General features: G+C 67.6%; 15 protein-coding genes and 1 tRNA gene. 14 read left to right on the top strand and 2 right to left on the bottom strand.

Annotated features, from left to right (window positions below):
- The first annotated feature begins 48 nt into the window (after positions 1 to 48).
- The 14 genes from ABT392_RS12095 to ABT392_RS12030 all read left to right on the top strand — a co-directional run bounded on the left by ABT392_RS12095 (position 49) and on the right by ABT392_RS12030 (position 14,305).
- On the top strand, positions 49 to 666 hold the full coding sequence (locus tag ABT392_RS12095; RefSeq protein WP_395385657.1) for a LysE family translocator: 618 nt from the start codon (positions 49 to 51) through the stop codon (positions 664 to 666).
- A gap of 132 nt (positions 667 to 798) precedes the next feature.
- Positions 799 to 1,893 carry an iron-sulfur cluster carrier protein ApbC gene (gene apbC, locus ABT392_RS12090; protein WP_395385658.1) on the top strand — a complete coding sequence of 365 codons (1,095 nt, stop codon included), beginning with the start codon at positions 799 to 801 and terminating at the stop codon, positions 1,891 to 1,893.
- Positions 1,894 to 2,053: 160 nt separating this feature from the next.
- Positions 2,054 to 5,218 (top strand): formate dehydrogenase-N subunit alpha, encoded by a 3,165-nt coding sequence (gene fdnG, locus ABT392_RS12085; RefSeq protein ID WP_395385659.1) that lies wholly within the window; start codon positions 2,054 to 2,056, stop codon positions 5,216 to 5,218.
- A gap of 8 nt (positions 5,219 to 5,226) precedes the next feature.
- Positions 5,227 to 6,102 carry a formate dehydrogenase subunit beta gene (gene fdxH, locus ABT392_RS12080; protein ID WP_395385660.1) on the top strand — a complete coding sequence of 292 codons (876 nt, stop codon included), beginning with the start codon at positions 5,227 to 5,229 and terminating at the stop codon, positions 6,100 to 6,102.
- Positions 6,099 to 6,719 (top strand): formate dehydrogenase subunit gamma, encoded by a 621-nt coding sequence (locus ABT392_RS12075; protein ID WP_395385661.1) that lies wholly within the window; start codon positions 6,099 to 6,101, stop codon positions 6,717 to 6,719. Before fdxH ends, ABT392_RS12075 begins: the two co-directional genes overlap by 4 nt.
- Positions 6,720 to 6,748: 29 nt before the next feature.
- Complete coding sequence (gene fdhE, locus ABT392_RS12070; RefSeq protein WP_395385662.1) at positions 6,749 to 7,807, top strand: formate dehydrogenase accessory protein FdhE; 1,059 nt, start codon at positions 6,749 to 6,751, stop codon at positions 7,805 to 7,807.
- The gene (gene selA / locus ABT392_RS12065; protein WP_395385663.1) at positions 7,807 to 9,249 is read left to right on the top strand and encodes an L-seryl-tRNA(Sec) selenium transferase; all 1,443 of its coding nucleotides are present in this window, start codon (positions 7,807 to 7,809) and stop codon (positions 9,247 to 9,249) included. The genes fdhE and selA overlap by 1 nt, the downstream gene beginning before the upstream one ends.
- Positions 9,246 to 9,761 carry a TlpA disulfide reductase family protein gene (locus tag ABT392_RS12060; protein WP_395385664.1) on the top strand — a complete coding sequence of 172 codons (516 nt, stop codon included), beginning with the start codon at positions 9,246 to 9,248 and terminating at the stop codon, positions 9,759 to 9,761. The genes selA and ABT392_RS12060 overlap by 4 nt, the downstream gene beginning before the upstream one ends.
- Positions 9,761 to 10,870, top strand: coding sequence for a transglutaminase-like domain-containing protein (locus tag ABT392_RS12055; RefSeq protein WP_395385665.1), 1,110 nt, complete (start codon positions 9,761 to 9,763; stop codon positions 10,868 to 10,870). The genes ABT392_RS12060 and ABT392_RS12055 overlap by 1 nt, the downstream gene beginning before the upstream one ends.
- A 4-nt stretch (positions 10,871 to 10,874) precedes the next feature.
- Positions 10,875 to 12,791, top strand: coding sequence for a selenocysteine-specific translation elongation factor (selB, locus tag ABT392_RS12050; protein WP_395385666.1), 1,917 nt, complete (start codon positions 10,875 to 10,877; stop codon positions 12,789 to 12,791).
- Positions 12,792 to 12,810: 19 nt separating this feature from the next.
- Positions 12,811 to 12,906: transfer RNA gene (locus ABT392_RS12045), tRNA-Sec, on the top strand.
- 15 nt (positions 12,907 to 12,921) lie between these two features.
- Positions 12,922 to 13,350 carry a glycine cleavage system protein H gene (locus tag ABT392_RS12040; RefSeq protein WP_395385667.1) on the top strand — a complete coding sequence of 143 codons (429 nt, stop codon included), beginning with the start codon at positions 12,922 to 12,924 and terminating at the stop codon, positions 13,348 to 13,350.
- Positions 13,329 to 13,832: a DsrE family protein gene (locus ABT392_RS12035; protein ID WP_464970782.1), complete on the top strand. Its 504-nt coding sequence runs from the start codon at positions 13,329 to 13,331 to the stop codon at positions 13,830 to 13,832. The genes ABT392_RS12040 and ABT392_RS12035 overlap by 22 nt, the downstream gene beginning before the upstream one ends.
- Complete coding sequence (locus ABT392_RS12030) at positions 13,760 to 14,305, top strand: nitroreductase family protein (protein ID WP_464970781.1); 546 nt, start codon at positions 13,760 to 13,762, stop codon at positions 14,303 to 14,305. The genes ABT392_RS12035 and ABT392_RS12030 overlap by 73 nt, the downstream gene beginning before the upstream one ends.
- A gap of 3 nt (positions 14,306 to 14,308) precedes the next feature.
- Here ABT392_RS12030 and ABT392_RS12025 read toward each other — a convergent pair whose 3' ends face one another.
- The gene (locus ABT392_RS12025) at positions 14,309 to 16,066 is read right to left on the bottom strand and encodes a M61 family metallopeptidase (RefSeq protein ID WP_395385670.1); all 1,758 of its coding nucleotides are present in this window, start codon (positions 16,064 to 16,066) and stop codon (positions 14,309 to 14,311) included.
- Positions 16,067 to 16,112: 46 nt separating this feature from the next.
- On the bottom strand, positions 16,113 to 16,421 hold the full coding sequence (locus ABT392_RS12020; protein WP_395385671.1) for an antibiotic biosynthesis monooxygenase family protein: 309 nt from the start codon (positions 16,419 to 16,421) through the stop codon (positions 16,113 to 16,115).
- Between the last annotated feature and the right edge of the window lie 70 nt (positions 16,422 to 16,491).

Below are 16,491 nucleotides of genomic sequence, written 5' to 3'. Positions count from 1 at the left end.
CGCTCAAGTGGCTGATCGATTGGCCGGCTTGGCATAGCATGCGCTCCCATGCGCCTGTATTTCCTGTTCCTGCTGATGGCCAGCGCCACCGTGCTGAGCCCGGGCCCGGGCGTGCTGATGACGCTCAGCAATGCCTTGCGCAGCGGCTGGCGCGCCAGCCTGCCGGGGATCCTCGGCATTGCTACGGGTGCCACCATCGTGGCAGCGCTCTCGGCCACCAGCCTCGGCATCCTGCTGGCGAGTTCGGCGCTGGCGTTCACCGTGATCAAGATCTTCGGCGCCTGCTACCTGATCTGGCTGGGCATCAAGCTGTGGCGCACGCCGGGCCTGGCCTTGCAGGATTCGCCGCAGAGAGAGCCGCTGCGCAAACCGGGGGCGCTGTTTCTCCAGTCGCTGTCCCTGCAGTTCACCAATCCCAAGGCGATCTTCTTCTTCCTCTCGGTGCTACCTCAGTTTATTGATCATGACGTGCCCCATGTGCCTCAGTTCGTCTTGCTGGTCCTGAGCTATGCGCTGCTGGTCGTGCTGATCCACAGCATCTACGCCTTGTGTGCCCAGCGCGCACGGCGCTGGCTGAAGAGCGAACGCGGCGGCCGCACCCTCAACCGCGTGGGCGGCGCGACCTTCATGGCCTTCGGCGCCGTGCTGGCAACGGCAAAGAACTGAAGAACCAAAGCGCTTGCGCTTCAGAGAAGACTCATATCCCGGAGGGATGTGAAGTCGGAACCAAAGCGCTTGCGCTTCAGAGAAGACTCATATCCCGGAGGGATGTGAAGTCGGCACTAAACTCCGCCGCCTATGAGCGCACCTACCGAAGCCAGCCTGTTGCAAGCCCTGCAAGCCGTCGTTGATCCCAACACCGGCCAGGATTTCGTCACAACCCGCCAACTGAAGAACCTGCGCATCTCGGGCGACCAGGTCGCCTTCGAGGTGGAACTGGGCTATCCGGCCGCCAGCCAGATCGACGGCCTGCGCAGTGCCCTGGTGGCTGCGGCGCGCCAGGTCTCTGGCGTCGGCAACGTCAGCGTCGAGCTGCGCAGCAAGGTGATTGCGCACGCGGTGCAGCGTGGCGTCCAGTTGCTGCCCGGCGTCAAGAACATCATTGCGGTGGCGTCGGGCAAGGGCGGCGTGGGCAAGAGCACCACGGCCGCCAACCTGGCACTGGCCCTGACTGCCGAAGGTGCCCGGGTTGGCATCCTGGACGCCGACATCTACGGCCCCAGCCAGCCGATGCTGATGGGCGTGAGCGGCCGGCCCGAAAGCCAGGACGGCAAGATGATGGAGCCGCACATCAGCCATGGCGTTCAGCTGATGTCGATCGGTTTCCTGGTCGAAGAAGACCAGGCCATGATCTGGCGCGGCCCCATGGCCACGCAGGCGCTCGACCAGCTCCTGCGCCAGACCCGCTGGCAAGACCTTGACTACCTGATCATCGACATGCCGCCCGGCACCGGCGACATTCAATTGACGCTGTCGCAGCGCGTGCCGGTGACGGGCGCCATCATCGTGACCACGCCACAGGACATCGCGCTGATCGATGCCAAGAAGGGCCTGAAGATGTTCGAGAAGGTGGGCGTGCCCATCCTCGGGATCGTCGAGAACATGGCGGTCCACATCTGCACGAACTGCGGCCATGCCGAGCACATCTTTGGCGCCGATGGCGGCAAGAAGATGGCGGCGCAGTATGGCGTCGACTACCTCGGCGGCCTGCCGCTGGCGATGTCGATCCGCGAGCATGCCGATGCCGGCAAGCCCAGCGTCGCGGCCGAGCCGGAAGGCGAAGTAGCTGGTCTCTACAAAGCGCTGGCCCGCAAGGTGGCGATCAAGATCGCAAGCCAGGCCAAAGACTTCTCGTCCAAGTTCCCGACCATCACCGTCTCCAAGAACAGCTGACGACCTAGGGTTTGTACCGGGCTGGAGGCCTCGGCGTCTGGGGTGTTGCCCTGGGAAGCTCCGCAGTGGACAGCGGCGCGCGGATGTGAGGGAATCAGCCTTACGTGTCGCGTGACGGCCGCACCAGAAGCGGGACTACCCGCAAGCAGGAGACGACCCGATGGATATGAACCGGAGGCAGTTCTTCCGGGTGAGCGGCGCGGGGCTGGCAGCCTCGAGCCTGGTAGCGCTGGGCTTCTCGCCCACGGCGGCACTCGCCGAGACGCGCAACTTCAAGCTCGCCCGCACCACCGAAACCCGCAGCACCTGCCCGTATTGCTCGGTCAGCTGCGGTCTCATCATGTACACGCTGGGCGACAAGGCGAAGAACGTCAAGTCGACCATCATCCACGTCGAGGGCGACCCGGACCACCCGGTCAACCGCGGCACCCTGTGCCCCAAGGGCGCCGGCGTGCTGGACATGATCCAGAGCCCCGACCGCGTCAAGCATCCGCAAGTGCGTGAAGCCGGCGCGGCCGACTGGAAGACCATCAGCTGGGACGAGGCGCTGACGCGCGTTGCCAAGCACCTGAAGGCCGACCGCGACGCCAACCTCGTCAAGACCGTCGAGAAGGATGGCAAGACCATCACGGTGAACCGCTGGAACACCACGGGCTTCCTGATCTCCTCGGCCTCCTCCAACGAATCCGGTTATCTGAGCGTCAAGATCGCTCGCGCTCTGGGGATCGTCTCCCTGGACACGCAAGCACGCATCTGACACGCACCGACGGTGTCCAGTCTGGGCCCGACTTTCGGTCGCGGAGCGATGACCAACTCGTGGACGGATATTAAGAATTCCGACCTCGTGCTCGTGATGGGCGGCAATGCCGCCGAAGCCCACCCTTGCGGCTTCAAATGGGTTGTGGAAGCGCAGCAGCAGCGCAAGGCCAAGCTGGTCGTGGTGGACCCGCGCTTCACGCGCTCGGCCGCCGTGGCCGACTACTACGCGCCGATACGCGTGGGCACCGACATCGCCTTCCTGGGCGGCGTCATCAACTACCTGCTGAGCAACAACAAGATCCATCTGGATTACGTCAAGCTCAACACGGATGCCACCTTCCTCGTGAAGGAGGGCTTCAACTTCGACAACGGCTTCTTCAGTGGCTACAACGAGGCCAAGCGCAGCTATGACAAGGCGAGCTGGGGCTACCAACTGGGCGAAGACGGCTACGTGAAAGTGGACGACACGCTGGAGAACCCGCAGTGCGTGTTCCAGCAGATGAAGAAGCACTACGCCCGCTACACGCCGGAGCAGGTCAGCAAGATCACCGGCACCCCGAAGGAGCAGTTCCTGAAGGTGTGCGAGCTGATGGGCGCCACGGCGGCCACCAACAAGGTGATGACGATCTGCTATGCCCTGGGCTGGACCCAGCACTCGGTGGGTTCGCAGAACATCCGCACCATGGCCATGATCCAGCTGCTGCTGGGCAATATGGGCCGGCCGGGCGGTGGCATCAATGCGCTGCGTGGTCATGCCAATGTGCAGGGCATCACCGACATGTGCGCCTACTCCGAGGTGCTCTCGGGCTACTTGAGTGCGCCCACTGAAGCGGACGTCGACCGCGAAACCTATCTGAAGGCACGCACGCCCAAACCGCTGCGGCCCAACCAGATGAACTTCCCGGCCAACTTCCCGAAGTGGCACACCAGCTTGATGAAGGCCTATTACGGCGCGGCCGCGACCAAGGACAACGACTTCGCCTACGACTGGCTGCCCAAGCGCGATGGGGCCTACGACGTGCTGGCCATGTTCGAGCGCATGCACAACGGCAAGATGAACGGCTTCATCTGCCAGGGCTTCAACCCGCTGGCGGCGGTGCCGAACAAGAAAAAGCTCTCGGCCGCGTTCACCAAGCTGAAGTACCTGGTCATCATGGACCCGCTCGAGACCGAGACCAGCGAGTTCTGGAAGAACTACGGGCCGCTCAACGACGTGGATCCGTCCAAGATCCAGACCGAGGTGTTCCGCTTCCCGACCAGCTGTTTCGCCGAAGAGACCGGCAGCTTCACCAACTCCAGCCGCGTGATCAGCTGGAAGGAGCGGGCGGTCGATCCGCCCGGCGAGGCCAAGGTCGATTCGGAGATCATGGCGCGGCTGTTCGTGCGCCTGCGCGAGATGTATGCCAAGGACGGCGGCACCTTGCCCGAACCGCTGGCAGCGCTGGCCTGGCCGTACCTGAATGCCAACGTGCCCAACCCGGGCGAGGTGCTGCGCGAGATCAACGGCAAGGCGCTGGCCGATGTGTTTGCGCTGCCGGCGCCGGTGGTGCAGCCATTGGTCAATGGCAAACCGGCAGCGGCGCCGGCCAAACCGGCCGTGGCAGCGGCGCCTGTCGCTGCGGCGGCAGCCCCGCCGGTCCCCCTGGTCAAGGCTGGCGAGCAATTGCCCGGCTTTGCCATGCTGCGCGACGACGGCTCGACCAGTTGCGGCAACTGGATCTACTGCGGTGTCTGGAGCCAGGCCGGCAACCTCTCGGCGCGCCGCGACAACAGCGATCCGACCGGCCTCGGCGTGTTCCCGGGCTGGGGCTTCGCCTGGCCCGCCAACCGGCGCATCCTCTACAACCGCGCCTCGGCCGATGCCAATGGCAAGCCCTGGGATCCGTCCCGCAAGTACCTGGCCTGGAACGGCACGAGCTGGGCCGGTGGCGCCGACATTCCGGACATGCGCCCGGATGCCGCACCCGACCAGGGCGTGGGCGCCTTCATCATGAACCCCGAGGGCGTGGCAAGGCTGCACGCGGTGGGCATGGCCGAAGGTCCCTTCCCCGAGCACTACGAGCCCTTCGAGACGCCGGTGGGCGTCAACCTGATGTGCCCGACCAATGCCAAGGCCATCAGCAATCCGGCGGCGCGGGTCTACAAGGGCGACCTCGAGGCCTTTGGCAAGAAGGAGGAGTTCCCCTACGCGGCCACGACCTACCGGCTGACCGAGCACCTGCACTACTGGACCAAGCATGCCCGCAGCAATGCGATCGTGCAGCCTTCGCCCTTCGTCGAGATCGGCGAGGAACTGGCCAAGGAGAAGGGCATCAAGCAGGGTGACAAGGTCAAGGTGCGCAGCAATCGCGGCGAGGTCATTGCGGCCTGCGTCGTGACCAAGCGTATGAAGGGCCTGGATGTGAACGGCAAGAAGGTCCATCACGTCGGCATCCCCATCCACTGGGGATTCAAGGGCGTGACTCACAACGGCTATCTGGCCAATGCCCTGACCCCCTTCGTCGGCGATGCCAATTCGCAGACGCCGGAGTTCAAGGCCTTCCTCGTCAACATCGAGAAAGTGTGAGGTAGCCCATGTCAAGCCTTCAAAGCCAAGACGTGGTCGCCCGCTCGGCCACCACCACACCCAGCCCCTCGGTGCGCTCCACGCCCCAGGTCGCCAAGCTCATCGACGAGTCCAAGTGCATAGGCTGCAAGGCCTGCCAGGTCGCGTGCATGAGCTGGAACGACCTGCGTGACGACATCGGCGAGAACATCGGCGTCTACGACAACCCCTCGGACCTGACGCCGAGCTCGTGGACGGTGATGAAGTTCTTCGAGGTCGAGCCCGAGAACGGCAGCCTCGAGTGGCTGATCCGCAAGGACGGCTGCATGCACTGCGAGGACCCGGGCTGCCTCAAGGCCTGCCCGGCCCCCGGCGCCATCGTCAAGTACAGCAACGGCATCGTCGACTTCATTTCCGAGAACTGCATCGGTTGCGGCTACTGCGTCAAGGGCTGCCCCTTCGACGTTCCGCGCATCAGCCAGAAGGACAACAAGGCCTACAAGTGCACCTTGTGTTCCGACCGGGTGGGCGTGGGCCTGGAGCCGGCCTGCGTCAAGACCTGCCCCACCGGCGCCATCGGCTTCGGCACCAAGGAAGACATGGTGGCCTACGGCGAGAAGCGCGCCGGTGAGCTGCAGGAGCGCGGCTTCAAGAACGCCGGGCTCTACAACCCGCAGGGTGTGGGCGGCACGCATGTGATGTATGTGCTCAAGCACGCCGACCAGCCGGGCCTGGTCGACCTGCCGGCCAATCCCAGCATCAGCCCCATGGTGTCGCTGTGGAAGGGCATCGCCAAGCCGCTGGCCGTGGCCGGCATGGTGGGTGCCGTGGTGGCCGGGTTCTTCCACTACATGAAGGTGGGTCCGGTCGAAGCCGAGGATGCTGACGAGAAGGAGCCGTCATGAAATACCTGCAGCGCTATCAGGACGGCGAACGCATGAACCACTGGGCCGTGGCCCTGCTGTTCGTGCTGGCCGCGCTATCGGGCCTGGCCTTCTTCCATCCGGCCTTCTACTTCTTCAGCAACCTGTTTGGCGGCGGGGCCTGGACACGCATCCTGCACCCCTTCATCGGCCTGCTGATGGCCCTGTGCTTCCTGGGGCTGTTCATGCGTCTGTGGCGTGACAACGTGGTCAACCAGGCCGATCAGGCATGGCGCGCCAAGATGGGCGAGATGCTCAGGGGCAACAAGGACGGCATGCCGCCGGTGGGCAAGTACAACTACGGCCAGAAGCTGGTGTTCTGGGTGCTGGCGCTGAGCCTCTTGCTGCTGGTGCTGACCGGCTTCATGTTCTGGCGGCCCTGGTTCGACCACCTGGTGCCGATAGGCGTGCAGCGCATCGCAGTGCTGGTGCATTCGGTTTCGGCCGTCGTGCTGGTGCTGGCAACCATCGTGCATGTCTATGCAGCAATCTGGGTCAAGGGCACCGTGCGGGCGATGACACGCGGCACGGTCAGCGAGAGCTGGGCCCGGAAGAACCATCCGCTGTGGCATGCTGAGGCCAGCCGCAAGGCCAAGTAGTTCACCGCCAACCCCACACTGGAGACCGCATGGCAGAAGGCGCGACCGCCACCATCAAGCTGATGTCGCCTGAGGAGATCGCGGCGCGCGGCGGTGGCGCGCCGGTGATGCCGCTGCGGCTGCCCGACGCGGCGACGCTGTTCGCCGAGCGCAGCCTGCGACTGCGCCAGCTGGCAGCCGGCCACTCGATGCGCGACTACCTGATCTTCATGGCCGACATCTCCGCGGCACAGCACCAGGCCTTGGCGGGCATGCCGGCGCTGCCCATGCCCACGGCCGCGCAGATCGCTGCGGCGCGAGGCGTGGGCCTGCCGCCGCTGCCGGCCAGCGCCTGGCCACGCGATCCGGCCTGGCAGGCGGCCCTGCACGCCATCATCGATCAGTTGCTGCCGCGTGCGCCCGCCCCGGCACATGAGGCGCTGCGGCAGTTGCGTGGCGCCGAGTCGGCCTGGCTGGAGCAGCAGGCCGATCGCCTGCTGGGCGGCATGATGCTGGGCCTGGACCTGGCTGCCGCACCGCTGGTGGCCGCGGCCTTGCAGGTCAGCTGGACCGCGCTCGTGCTGCAGACGGCTCGCGCCTATGAGCAGCCCGAGATGCCTGCCTTTGCGCGCATTGCCGACGAAACCCTGTGCCCCTGCTGCGGGAGCCGGCCCACGGCCAGCATCACGCGCCAGGTCGGTGACGTGGCCGGCCAGCGTTACCTGCACTGCTCGCTATGCGCCGCCGAATGGCATATGGTGCGCATCCAGTGCCCGCATTGCCTCTCCGGCCGCTCGCTGGCCTACCAGTCGCTGCAGGCGCAGGATGGCGTGGCGGTGAGCCTGACCGGCGTGGCCAAGGATGCGGTGCAGGCCGAGACCTGCGAGGACTGCGGCCATTACCTGAAGATCGTCCACAGCGAGCGCGATCCGCAGGTCGAGCCGGCGGCTGATGACCTGGCCAGCCTCACGCTGGACCTGCTGGTCAGCGAGACCGGCCTGACGCGGCATGGCCACAACCTGATGCTGCTGTTCGGCGACCCGGACGCCGATCCACCCGAAGCGCCAGAAGCGCCAGAAGCGCCTAGAGCGCCACCAGGGAGTCCCTGATGGCCGCGCCCCGAGAGTCCGTGGTTCACGGCTCGACGGCAGCCCCGAAGGACTTGCCCTCGATAGACAAACTGCTGCGCCAGCCGGCCGTGGCCGCGCTCGTCGATGAGCATGGCCACACGCTGGTGGCCGGCGAGGCGCGCGCCTTGCTCGAAGGCTTGCGGGCCCGCGCGCTGGTGCAAGACCTGACCCTGGACGAGCTGATGCCGGCCGAGTTGGACTTCGCGCTGCAGCAGCGCGTGGCGGCACGCCTGCAAAGCCGCATGCGCGCGGTGCTCAACCTCACCGGCACCGTCATCCACACCAACCTCGGCCGCGCGCTGCTGGCCGATTCGGCCTTGCAGCAATTGCTCTCGCTGATGAGCGGGCCCAACAACCTCGAGTACGACCTGGCCTCGGGTGGCCGGGGTGACCGTGACGACATCGTCGAAGGCCTGCTCTGCGAGCTGACCGGCGCCGAGGCCGCGACCGTGGTCAACAACAATGCGGCGGCCGTGCTGCTCTCCATCGCAGCGCTGGGCCGCGGCCGCGAGGTCATCGTCTCGCGCGGCGAGCTGGTCGAGATCGGCGGCGCCTTCCGCATGCCCGATGTGATGGCCAGTGCCGGCGCCACGCTCGTGGAGGTGGGCACGACCAACCGCACCCATGCGCGCGACTACGCCGGCGCCATCACACCGCAAACCGCGATGCTGATGAAGGTCCACACCAGCAACTACCAGGTGCAGGGCTTCACCGCTGCGGTCAGCGAGGCCGAGCTGGCGCCGATTGCGCATGCGGCGGGCCTGCCGCTGGTCACCGATCTCGGCAGCGGCGCGCTGGTCGACCTTTCGCAATGGGGATTGCCGCGCGAGCCGATGCCGCAGGAGATGCTGGCGGCTGGCTGTGATGTCGTGACCTTCAGCGGCGACAAGCTGCTGGGCGGACCGCAGGCCGGCCTGATCGTCGGCAGCCGCGAGATGGTGGGCCGCATCCGCAAGTTCCCGATGAAGCGGGCCCTGCGCATGAGCAAGCTGCCGCTGGCTGCGCTGGAGGCCACCTTGCGCCTGTACCTGCGCCCCGAACGCCTGACGCAGGACCTGCCGACGCTGCGTCTGCTGACCCGGCCGCTGGCCGAGATAGAGCAGCAGGCGCAGGGCCTGCTCGCGCCAGTCTCGGCGGCCGTGGCGCCGTTGTTCTCGGTGCAGGTCCGCGCGATGCTGGGCCAGATCGGCTCAGGCTCCCTGCCGATCGAGCGCCTGCCTTCCGCCGGCCTGGCGATCGCACCCATCTCGGCCAAGGGCCAGGGCAGGGCGCTGGAGCGTCTCTCGTCGGCCCTGCGCTCGCTGCCGCTGCCGGTCATCGGCCGCATCGCCGAAGACCAGCTCTGGCTCGACCTCCGTTGCCTGGACGACGAAGCGCTTCTGCGCGTGCAGTTGCCGCTCTTGCAGGAGGCCTTGCAATGAAGCGCCGCGAGCTGCTGCTGGGCGCCGCTGCGGCCTTGTGCACAAGCGCGCAGGCCGACACCATTCGCCGCCCCTGGCCCAAGGCGCAGGCCACGCCGGCCTTGAGCCTGCCCGGCCATCCAGATGTCAAGCCCTGGTCGCTGACCGAGGCGCGCGGCAAGGTGGTGCTCCTGAATTTCTGGGCCAGCTGGTGCGAGCCTTGTCGAGCCGAGCTGCCCTCGCTGGAGCTGCTCGAGGCCAGCCTGGGTGGCGAGGGTTTGCAGGTCATTGCCGTCAATCACCGCGAGACCGATGCGGCCTTGAAGCGATTCCTGGACCAGATGCCGGTCAGCCTGCAGATGCTGCGCGACAGCGATGGCGCCACCACCCGCGCCTTTGGTGTGCGGGCCTTCCCGACCACGGTCATCGTGGATCGCAGCGGCCAGGCCCGGCTCAGCGTGATCGGCGAATTCGAATGGAACAGTCCCGACGCGCGCCAGCTGGTCGCGCCCTATCTCAAAGGATCGAAATGATGAGCCTCTCGACAATGATGAACCGACGCACCGTGATGCTCACGGGCGCCTGCGCCGCCGTGCTGCCGGGCGCCGCGCGCGCCCAGGCTGAACGCCGGTTTGCCCCGCAGGTGGGAGACTGGCGCACGTTCGAGCTGAGCCTCTCGGTGGCCGTGGCCGACCACCAGGGCACGACGCGCGTCTGGCTGCCGCTGCCCGACATCGAGACCGATTTCCAGCGCACGCTCGGCCACAGCTGGACCGGCAATGCCGCACAGGCCCGCGTGGTGGCCGATGCGGCACGCGACACGCGCATGCTCTACGCCGAGTTCCCGGCCGAGGTGAAGGAGCCGGTGCTGACCGTGACGACACGGCTGCAGACGCGCAGCCGTGCGGTCGACTGGAGCAAGCCGGGCAAAGCCAGCGAGGACCCGGAGGTGCTGCGCGCGGCGCTCTCGCCGACCGAACTGCTGCCGCTGGACGGCATCGTGCGCAAGACTGCTCTGGAAGTGACAGCCGGCGCCAAGACCGACCAGGACAAGGTCCGCGCGATCTACCAATGGGTGGTGGCCAAGGCGCACCGCGAGCCCAAGGTGCGCGGCTGCGGCATGGGCGACATCAAGTCCATGCTGGAGACCGGCAACCTCGGCGGCAAGTGCGCCGACCTGAACGCGATCTTCGTCGGACTGTGCCGCTCGGTGGGCGTGCCGGCTCGCGACCTCTACGGCCTGCGCCTGGTGCCCTCGGCCTTTGGCTACCGCGAGCTCGGCGCCAATCCGGCCGGCCTGAAGGGCGCGCAGCATTGCCGTGCCGAGGTCTTCCTGAAGCAATACGGCTGGGTGGCGATGGACCCGGCCGATGTGCTCAAGGTGATGCGCCAGGAGACGCCCGAGTGGATCAAGGACCCGGCGCACCCGGTGGCCGCGCCCGTGATGAAGGGCCTGTTTGGCAGCTGGGAAGGCAACTGGGTGGCCTACAACCGCGCCCACGACCTGCACCTGCCCGGCAGCAGTGCCAAGGCCAGCCTGCCTTTCCTGATGTATCCGCAGGGGGAGAACCGCAGCGGCCGCTTCGATGAGCTGGCGCCCGATTCGTTCAAGTACACGATCGCGGCCAAGGAAATCGTGTGACCCGATGATCGTCGGCACCGCAGGTCACATCGACCACGGCAAGACCACGCTGGTGAGGGCGCTCACCGGCGTGGACACCGACCGCCTGCCCGAAGAGAAGAAGCGCCGCATCAGCATCGAGCTGGGTTACGCCTTTCTTGCTACCCCGGCAGGTCAGCGCATCGGTTTCATCGACGTGCCTGGCCATGAACGCCTGGTCCACACCATGCTGGCCGGCGCCACCGGCATCGATTTCGCGCTCTTGCTGATCGCGGCCGACGACGGCGTGATGCCGCAGACGCGCGAGCACCTGGCGGTGCTCAGCCTGCTTGGGCTTGAGCAAGGCGCCATCGTCATCACCAAATGCGACCGCGCCACGCCGGAGCGCATCGCCGCCCTGCACGGCGAGATCGCCGAGCTGGTGGCTGGCAGCACGCTGGCCGAGGCGCCGGTGCTGGAAGTGGCGGCCACGACGGGCTTGGGCCTCGACGCCTTGCGCAGTCTCTTGTTCGATGCCGCCGAGAAGCCTCCGCGTCGTGGTGACGAAGGGCAGGCCTTCCGGCTCGCCATCGACCGGGCCTTCAGTCTCGACGGCGTGGGCACCGTGGTCACCGGCACGATACATGCGGGCCGGGTGCGCGTCGGCGACGAACTGGCGCTGGCGCCCGACCCACGCGGTCATCGGATGCGCGTGCGCAGCCTGCATGCGCAGAACGCTGCGGTCGAGGAGGCCGAGGCCGGCCAGCGCTGCGCCGTCGGCCTCGTTGGCCTGGCCAAGGACGAGGTCGCCCGCGGCCAGTGGCTGGCAGCGCCGGCCGTGGTCTTGAGCACCGACAGGCTGGACCTGCGGCTGCGCCTCTGGCCCGCCGAGGCCAAGGCCTTGCGCTCGGGCACGCCGGTCCATGTGCACATCGGCGCCAAGGCGGTGATGGGCACGGTGGCCGTGCTCAGCCGCGACGTGCTGGAGCCGGGCGAGGAAGCGCTGGTCCAGTTGCTGCTGCGCGAGCCCGTGGCGGCCTGGCGCGGTGACCGCATCGTGCTGCGGGACGCGAACGCCAGCCGCACCATCGCCGGCGGCAGCGTGCTCGACCCCTTTGCCCCGACCCGCTACCGCCGCACGCCCGAGCGCCTGACCGAGCTTGCGGCCCTGCAATTGCCCACGGCCGAAGCTCGTCTGCAGGCCTTGTTGCAGGCCGCTTCGCTTGGCGTGGCGCTGGCGCGCTTTGCAGCGGCCGAGGGCCTCGCGCAATGGCCCAGCCCAGGGGAGGCGCTCATCGTGCAGGAGCGCGATGCGGCCTGGGCGCTGGCCGATGCGCTGGCTGAGCAGTTGGCCGGCCAACTCCTGCAAAGGCTGGCGGACTATCACCAGCGCCAGCCCGAAGAACTGGGCCCTGACGTCGGGCGCCTGCGGCGCCTGTGCGCACCGCGCCTGGCCGAGCCGCTGTGGCGCGCGCTGCTGGCGCGGCTGCGTGCCCAGGGCCGCCTGGCGCTGCGCGGTGCCTTCGTCCATCTGCCCGAACATGGCGTGCAGCTCTCGGCCACCGAGCAGCGCATTGCCCAGAAGGTCGCACCGCGCCTGACCGACGCCGCCTTCGAGGGCGCCTGGGCCCGCGACCTGGCGCGCGATTGTGGCGAGCCCGAGCCCTTGATGCGTACCACGCTGGCACGCCTGGCACAGCAGGGCGAGCTGCACCAGGTGGTGAAAGACCTGTTCTACGACCAGGCCTGCATGCTTAAGCTGGCAGCCTTGGCGCGCGGCATCGGCGCTGCGCACCAGGGCGACGTGGTCGCTGCGGCGTTTCGCGATGCCACGGGCCTCGGCCGCAAGCGGGCCATCCAGATCCTGGAATATTTCGATCGTGTGGGCCTGCTGCGCCGCGTTGGCGACCTGCACAAGCTGAGGAGCGACTCGCGGCTGTTTGCCGATGAGCGCGCCGCATGAAGGAAAGTCTGACCATCATGGAGGAGAGACGACACCGGTGTGTCGGCCGGGCTTCAAACCCGGTGGGTGGCGCCATGCGCTGCCGGGCAGGTTCGACTCCTGTTCTCTTCCGCCATTGCAGGTGCCGGCGATGCTGATCGCCGGCACCGAGCTGCCCGAGCACCTCTGGGTGCTCATCGAGCACCAGACCTGGGCCGAGCTGCAGCCGGATGGCACGGTGCGCGCCGGCATCACGGCGCTCGGCCTCAAGGCCTCGGGCGAGCTCTACATGTGCCGGCCCAAGCCAGCTGGCGAGATGCTGGAGCAGGGCCGGTCGATGGCGGTGGTCGAACTGGCCAAGTCCATCGTCTCGGTCAAGTCGCCGCTGTCGGGCCGGGTGCTGCGCGTCAATGAACGCCTGGCCGAGACGCCGGAGCTGGTGTGCCGCGACCCCTATGGCGAGGGCTGGCTGCTGGAGCTGCAGGCCTCGCATTGGGAACAGGAAAGCGCCGGCCTGCTGCAGGCTGCACAGGCGCAGGCCGAGATGGAGCGCTACGCATGGCTGAACCAGCTGCAGTGAAAGGCCTGGCCCTGCTGCTCTGGGCCACCGACCCGGCCGAGCCCGCGCGCCTGGCCACGCCGTTCTTCCATGCGGCGGCGGCGGCGGCGCTGGAGCTCGAGGTCGAGATCTATTTCTCGGCCCGCTCGGTGCTGCTCTTGCAGCCTGGCGTGGCCGCCGCGCTGCATGCGTCCGAGCGGCACGACAAGACCGTGCTTCAGTCCATGCAGGAAGCGGTGGCCCATGGCGCCAGGCTGCTGGCCTGCAGCGACGCGCTGGCCGCGCATGGGCTGAAGCGCGGCGAGCTGATTGCCGAATGTTCGGGCCATGGCGGCGCCGTACAGTTCATGTCTCCGCCTGGCCGACCCGGCCTGGCGCTGCCTGGTGTTCTGAGATGGTTGAGACAAAGACAAGCGCGGCCCTGCAAGCCTTGCTCGGGCGTTATTCGGTCGGCCCCAAGCATCTGCAGGAGCCCGGCCCCAGCGATGAGCATCTGGCCCTGATGGTGCAGGCGGCCTTGCGCGCGCCCGACCATGGCGAGCTCCTGCCCTTCCGCTTCAAGCTCGTGCGCGGCGAGGCGAGGGCGCGCATGGCCGAGCTGTTTGCTGCAGCCGCGCGCGCGGCGGGCAAGGACGAAGCAGGTGCCGCGCTGGACGCTGAGCGCGCGCTGCGCCCGCCGGTCAGCGTGGCGGTGCTGGCGCGCATCGACCTTGGCCATCCGCAGGTGCCGGCCCATGAGCAATGGGCCTGCGTCGGTGGCGCTATCTCCAACTTCCTCACCGCCGCTCATCTCTTGGGCTTCGGCGGCAAGATGCTCAGCGGTGCCAAGGTGCGCGACCCGGCGATCTGTGCAGCCTTCTGCGCACCCGGCGAGACCCTGCTGGGCTGGATCAACCTGGGCACGCCATCGCGCCAGCCCTCAGGCCCTTCGCGCAAGGGCGGGGTTGACGTGGCGCTGCAAGACTGGCCCGGTTGAAATTCAGCGCCTGATCCAGGCCTGGCAACTCGCCTCAGTCGCGGCGTTCGGCCGCACGCTCAAGGTCGGCAGCCGCTCGGTGCGGCCGTCCACCGGCAGGTAGCGCAGCTCGCGCGGGCCCTCTTCAGCCTTGACCTTCAGCACCACCTCCTTGCCGGTGTCATTGCCGTAGATCGACCAGCCCATGAGCGACATGCCGTCGCGCAGGCCGGCCCGGTAGGCCGGGCCATCGACCACAACGTCGGTGGCCGTGTAGCTGGCGAAAGAGGCCTGGCCGAAGCCCAGCACCCAGCGCGGCACTTCGTTCCAGCTCAGCGCAAAGCAGGGGCCGGCCAGGCCATCGTCCAGTTCCAGGTCGCGGCCTTCGTCCACGTGCGTGCGGACGTCATCTGCCGCCATGGGACCCAGCTGCTTGCTCAAGGCCAGCAAGACCCGCTCATGCGCCGGCTCGGCCTTGGCCGCCTGCTCCAGCGGCAGCAACTGGCCGCGCAGCAGTACATCGAGCCCGGCATGGCCTTGCTTGCGCAAGGCGCGGTCCCAGCGCATCGCCAGGATCTCGCCGCGCGAATACATCTGGCGGCCCGCATCTCGGTCGCTGAAAAATCGCGGCGCAATGCTGGCCGCCGTGGCATTGCGTGCCGGTGAGCGCCAGTAGCCGCGCAGCGCGCGCGTGACCTGGCTGGCGTAACGTTCCAGGTCCCACAAGCCGCTGGCCAGCAGCAGGCGGTGCGTGTAGTAGTCGGTGAAGCCCTCGGACATCCAGTAGTGCAGGGCCGCCTTGCCCTCCTCGCGAGTGGCTGGGCCGCCCAGCCGGTGCGGCAGCCACTGGTGCAGGTTCTCGTGGCCGATCAGGAACTCGAAGCTGTCGTTGCCGGGCCCGAAGTCCTTGCTGGCATGCAGAACCGCCGCCTGGTGCACCAGGGTGCCGCCGTTGTTGCCCTGGCTGTAGTTGGGTGTCAGCACCACGGTCTGGCGCGGCGCCAGCTTGTCACCCCAGAAGCGGCGATGCGCGTCCAGCAGGCCGGCGACCTGGTCGGCAAACACGCGGTCGTCCAGCTTCATCACGCCGCGGCTGGCCACCACCACCGGGCCGCTCGCCAGCTGCTTCTCGCTGACGCGCCAGCCCGGGCCGCCGGCATAGAAGGCGTGACGGAGCAAGGCGTGCGTGCCCTGCAGCTGCACATCGGCCCTGGCCTGCACGCTGCCGCTGAAATGGCTGCCTAGCAGCGGGCCCTGGTTGGCTGGCGGCTGTTCCAGTGTCACGCACATCAGGCCCTGACGATTGTCGCCCCAGTTCTCGACGCTGGGCAAGGCGCCATAACCGAAGAACTGGAACCAGTCCGCGCCGATCTGGGTGCGGTAGAGCTGGTCCTGCTGCTGGACCTTGCCGTCGTCAGGATCGGCCAGCGCGGCGCGGATCTGGAAGGCCACGCGCACCTGGCCGTCGGCCTTGTGCTCGACCTTCCAGCGGTGGGTGTTGTCGCTGGGCCGCAGCTCGATGCCGGCGGGCTGTGGGTCGGGCGCCGAGAAGCTGGCGCCGTAGTCGTTGATGCCGGCCCAGCCGGCCTGCAGGCGCAGCCAGGTTTCGCGCCGCCCCTCGGCGGCAAAGCTGAACTCCACATCCAGCCGGCGTGGCGTGCTGTCGTAGCGCGGCTTGATGCGGTAGTGCAGATCGCAATCTGCCTGGGTCTGGGCCTGGGCGCTGGCAGTGAGCAGCAGGACGATGGCCAGCGTGGCGAAGGCGCGGACGAAACTTGTCATGGGTCCGGATGCTAGCCGGCCCCGCCAGGCCTGCGAAAAGTCTGGCTCAGGACTTGCCGAGGTCCAGCACCACCTCGCCCGACACCGGGTCGGTCACGCCCAGCCCATGGCCCAGGTCATCGAGCTCGGCGCGGAAGCTGTCCAGCAGGCTGATCATCAGCGGCCGCGCAGCCACCAGGCTGGCCATCGAATCCCATTCACCGACCAGGCAAAAATCGCGTTCGCCGGTCTGCACCATGCTGCCGCGCAGGAAGCCCTTGAAGGTCGGATCGGCGCGGCGGTGCGCTTCCAGGAAGGCCTGCTGCCGGCCTGGCTTGACGCGGAATCGGACGATGTTGAAGGCGGCTTGGCTCATGGCGGCGACTCCTTTTGCGCGGCATTGGCGCCGCTGCTGAATAGTCACGAGCGCCCTTGCAATACTTACT

Source organism: Paucibacter sp. JuS9, assembly GCF_044043925.2.
In the GTDB taxonomy this organism is placed as follows: Bacteria; Pseudomonadota; Gammaproteobacteria; order Burkholderiales; family Burkholderiaceae_C; genus JAUASW01.
This window is presented reverse-complemented; position numbering and strand designations above follow the sequence as displayed.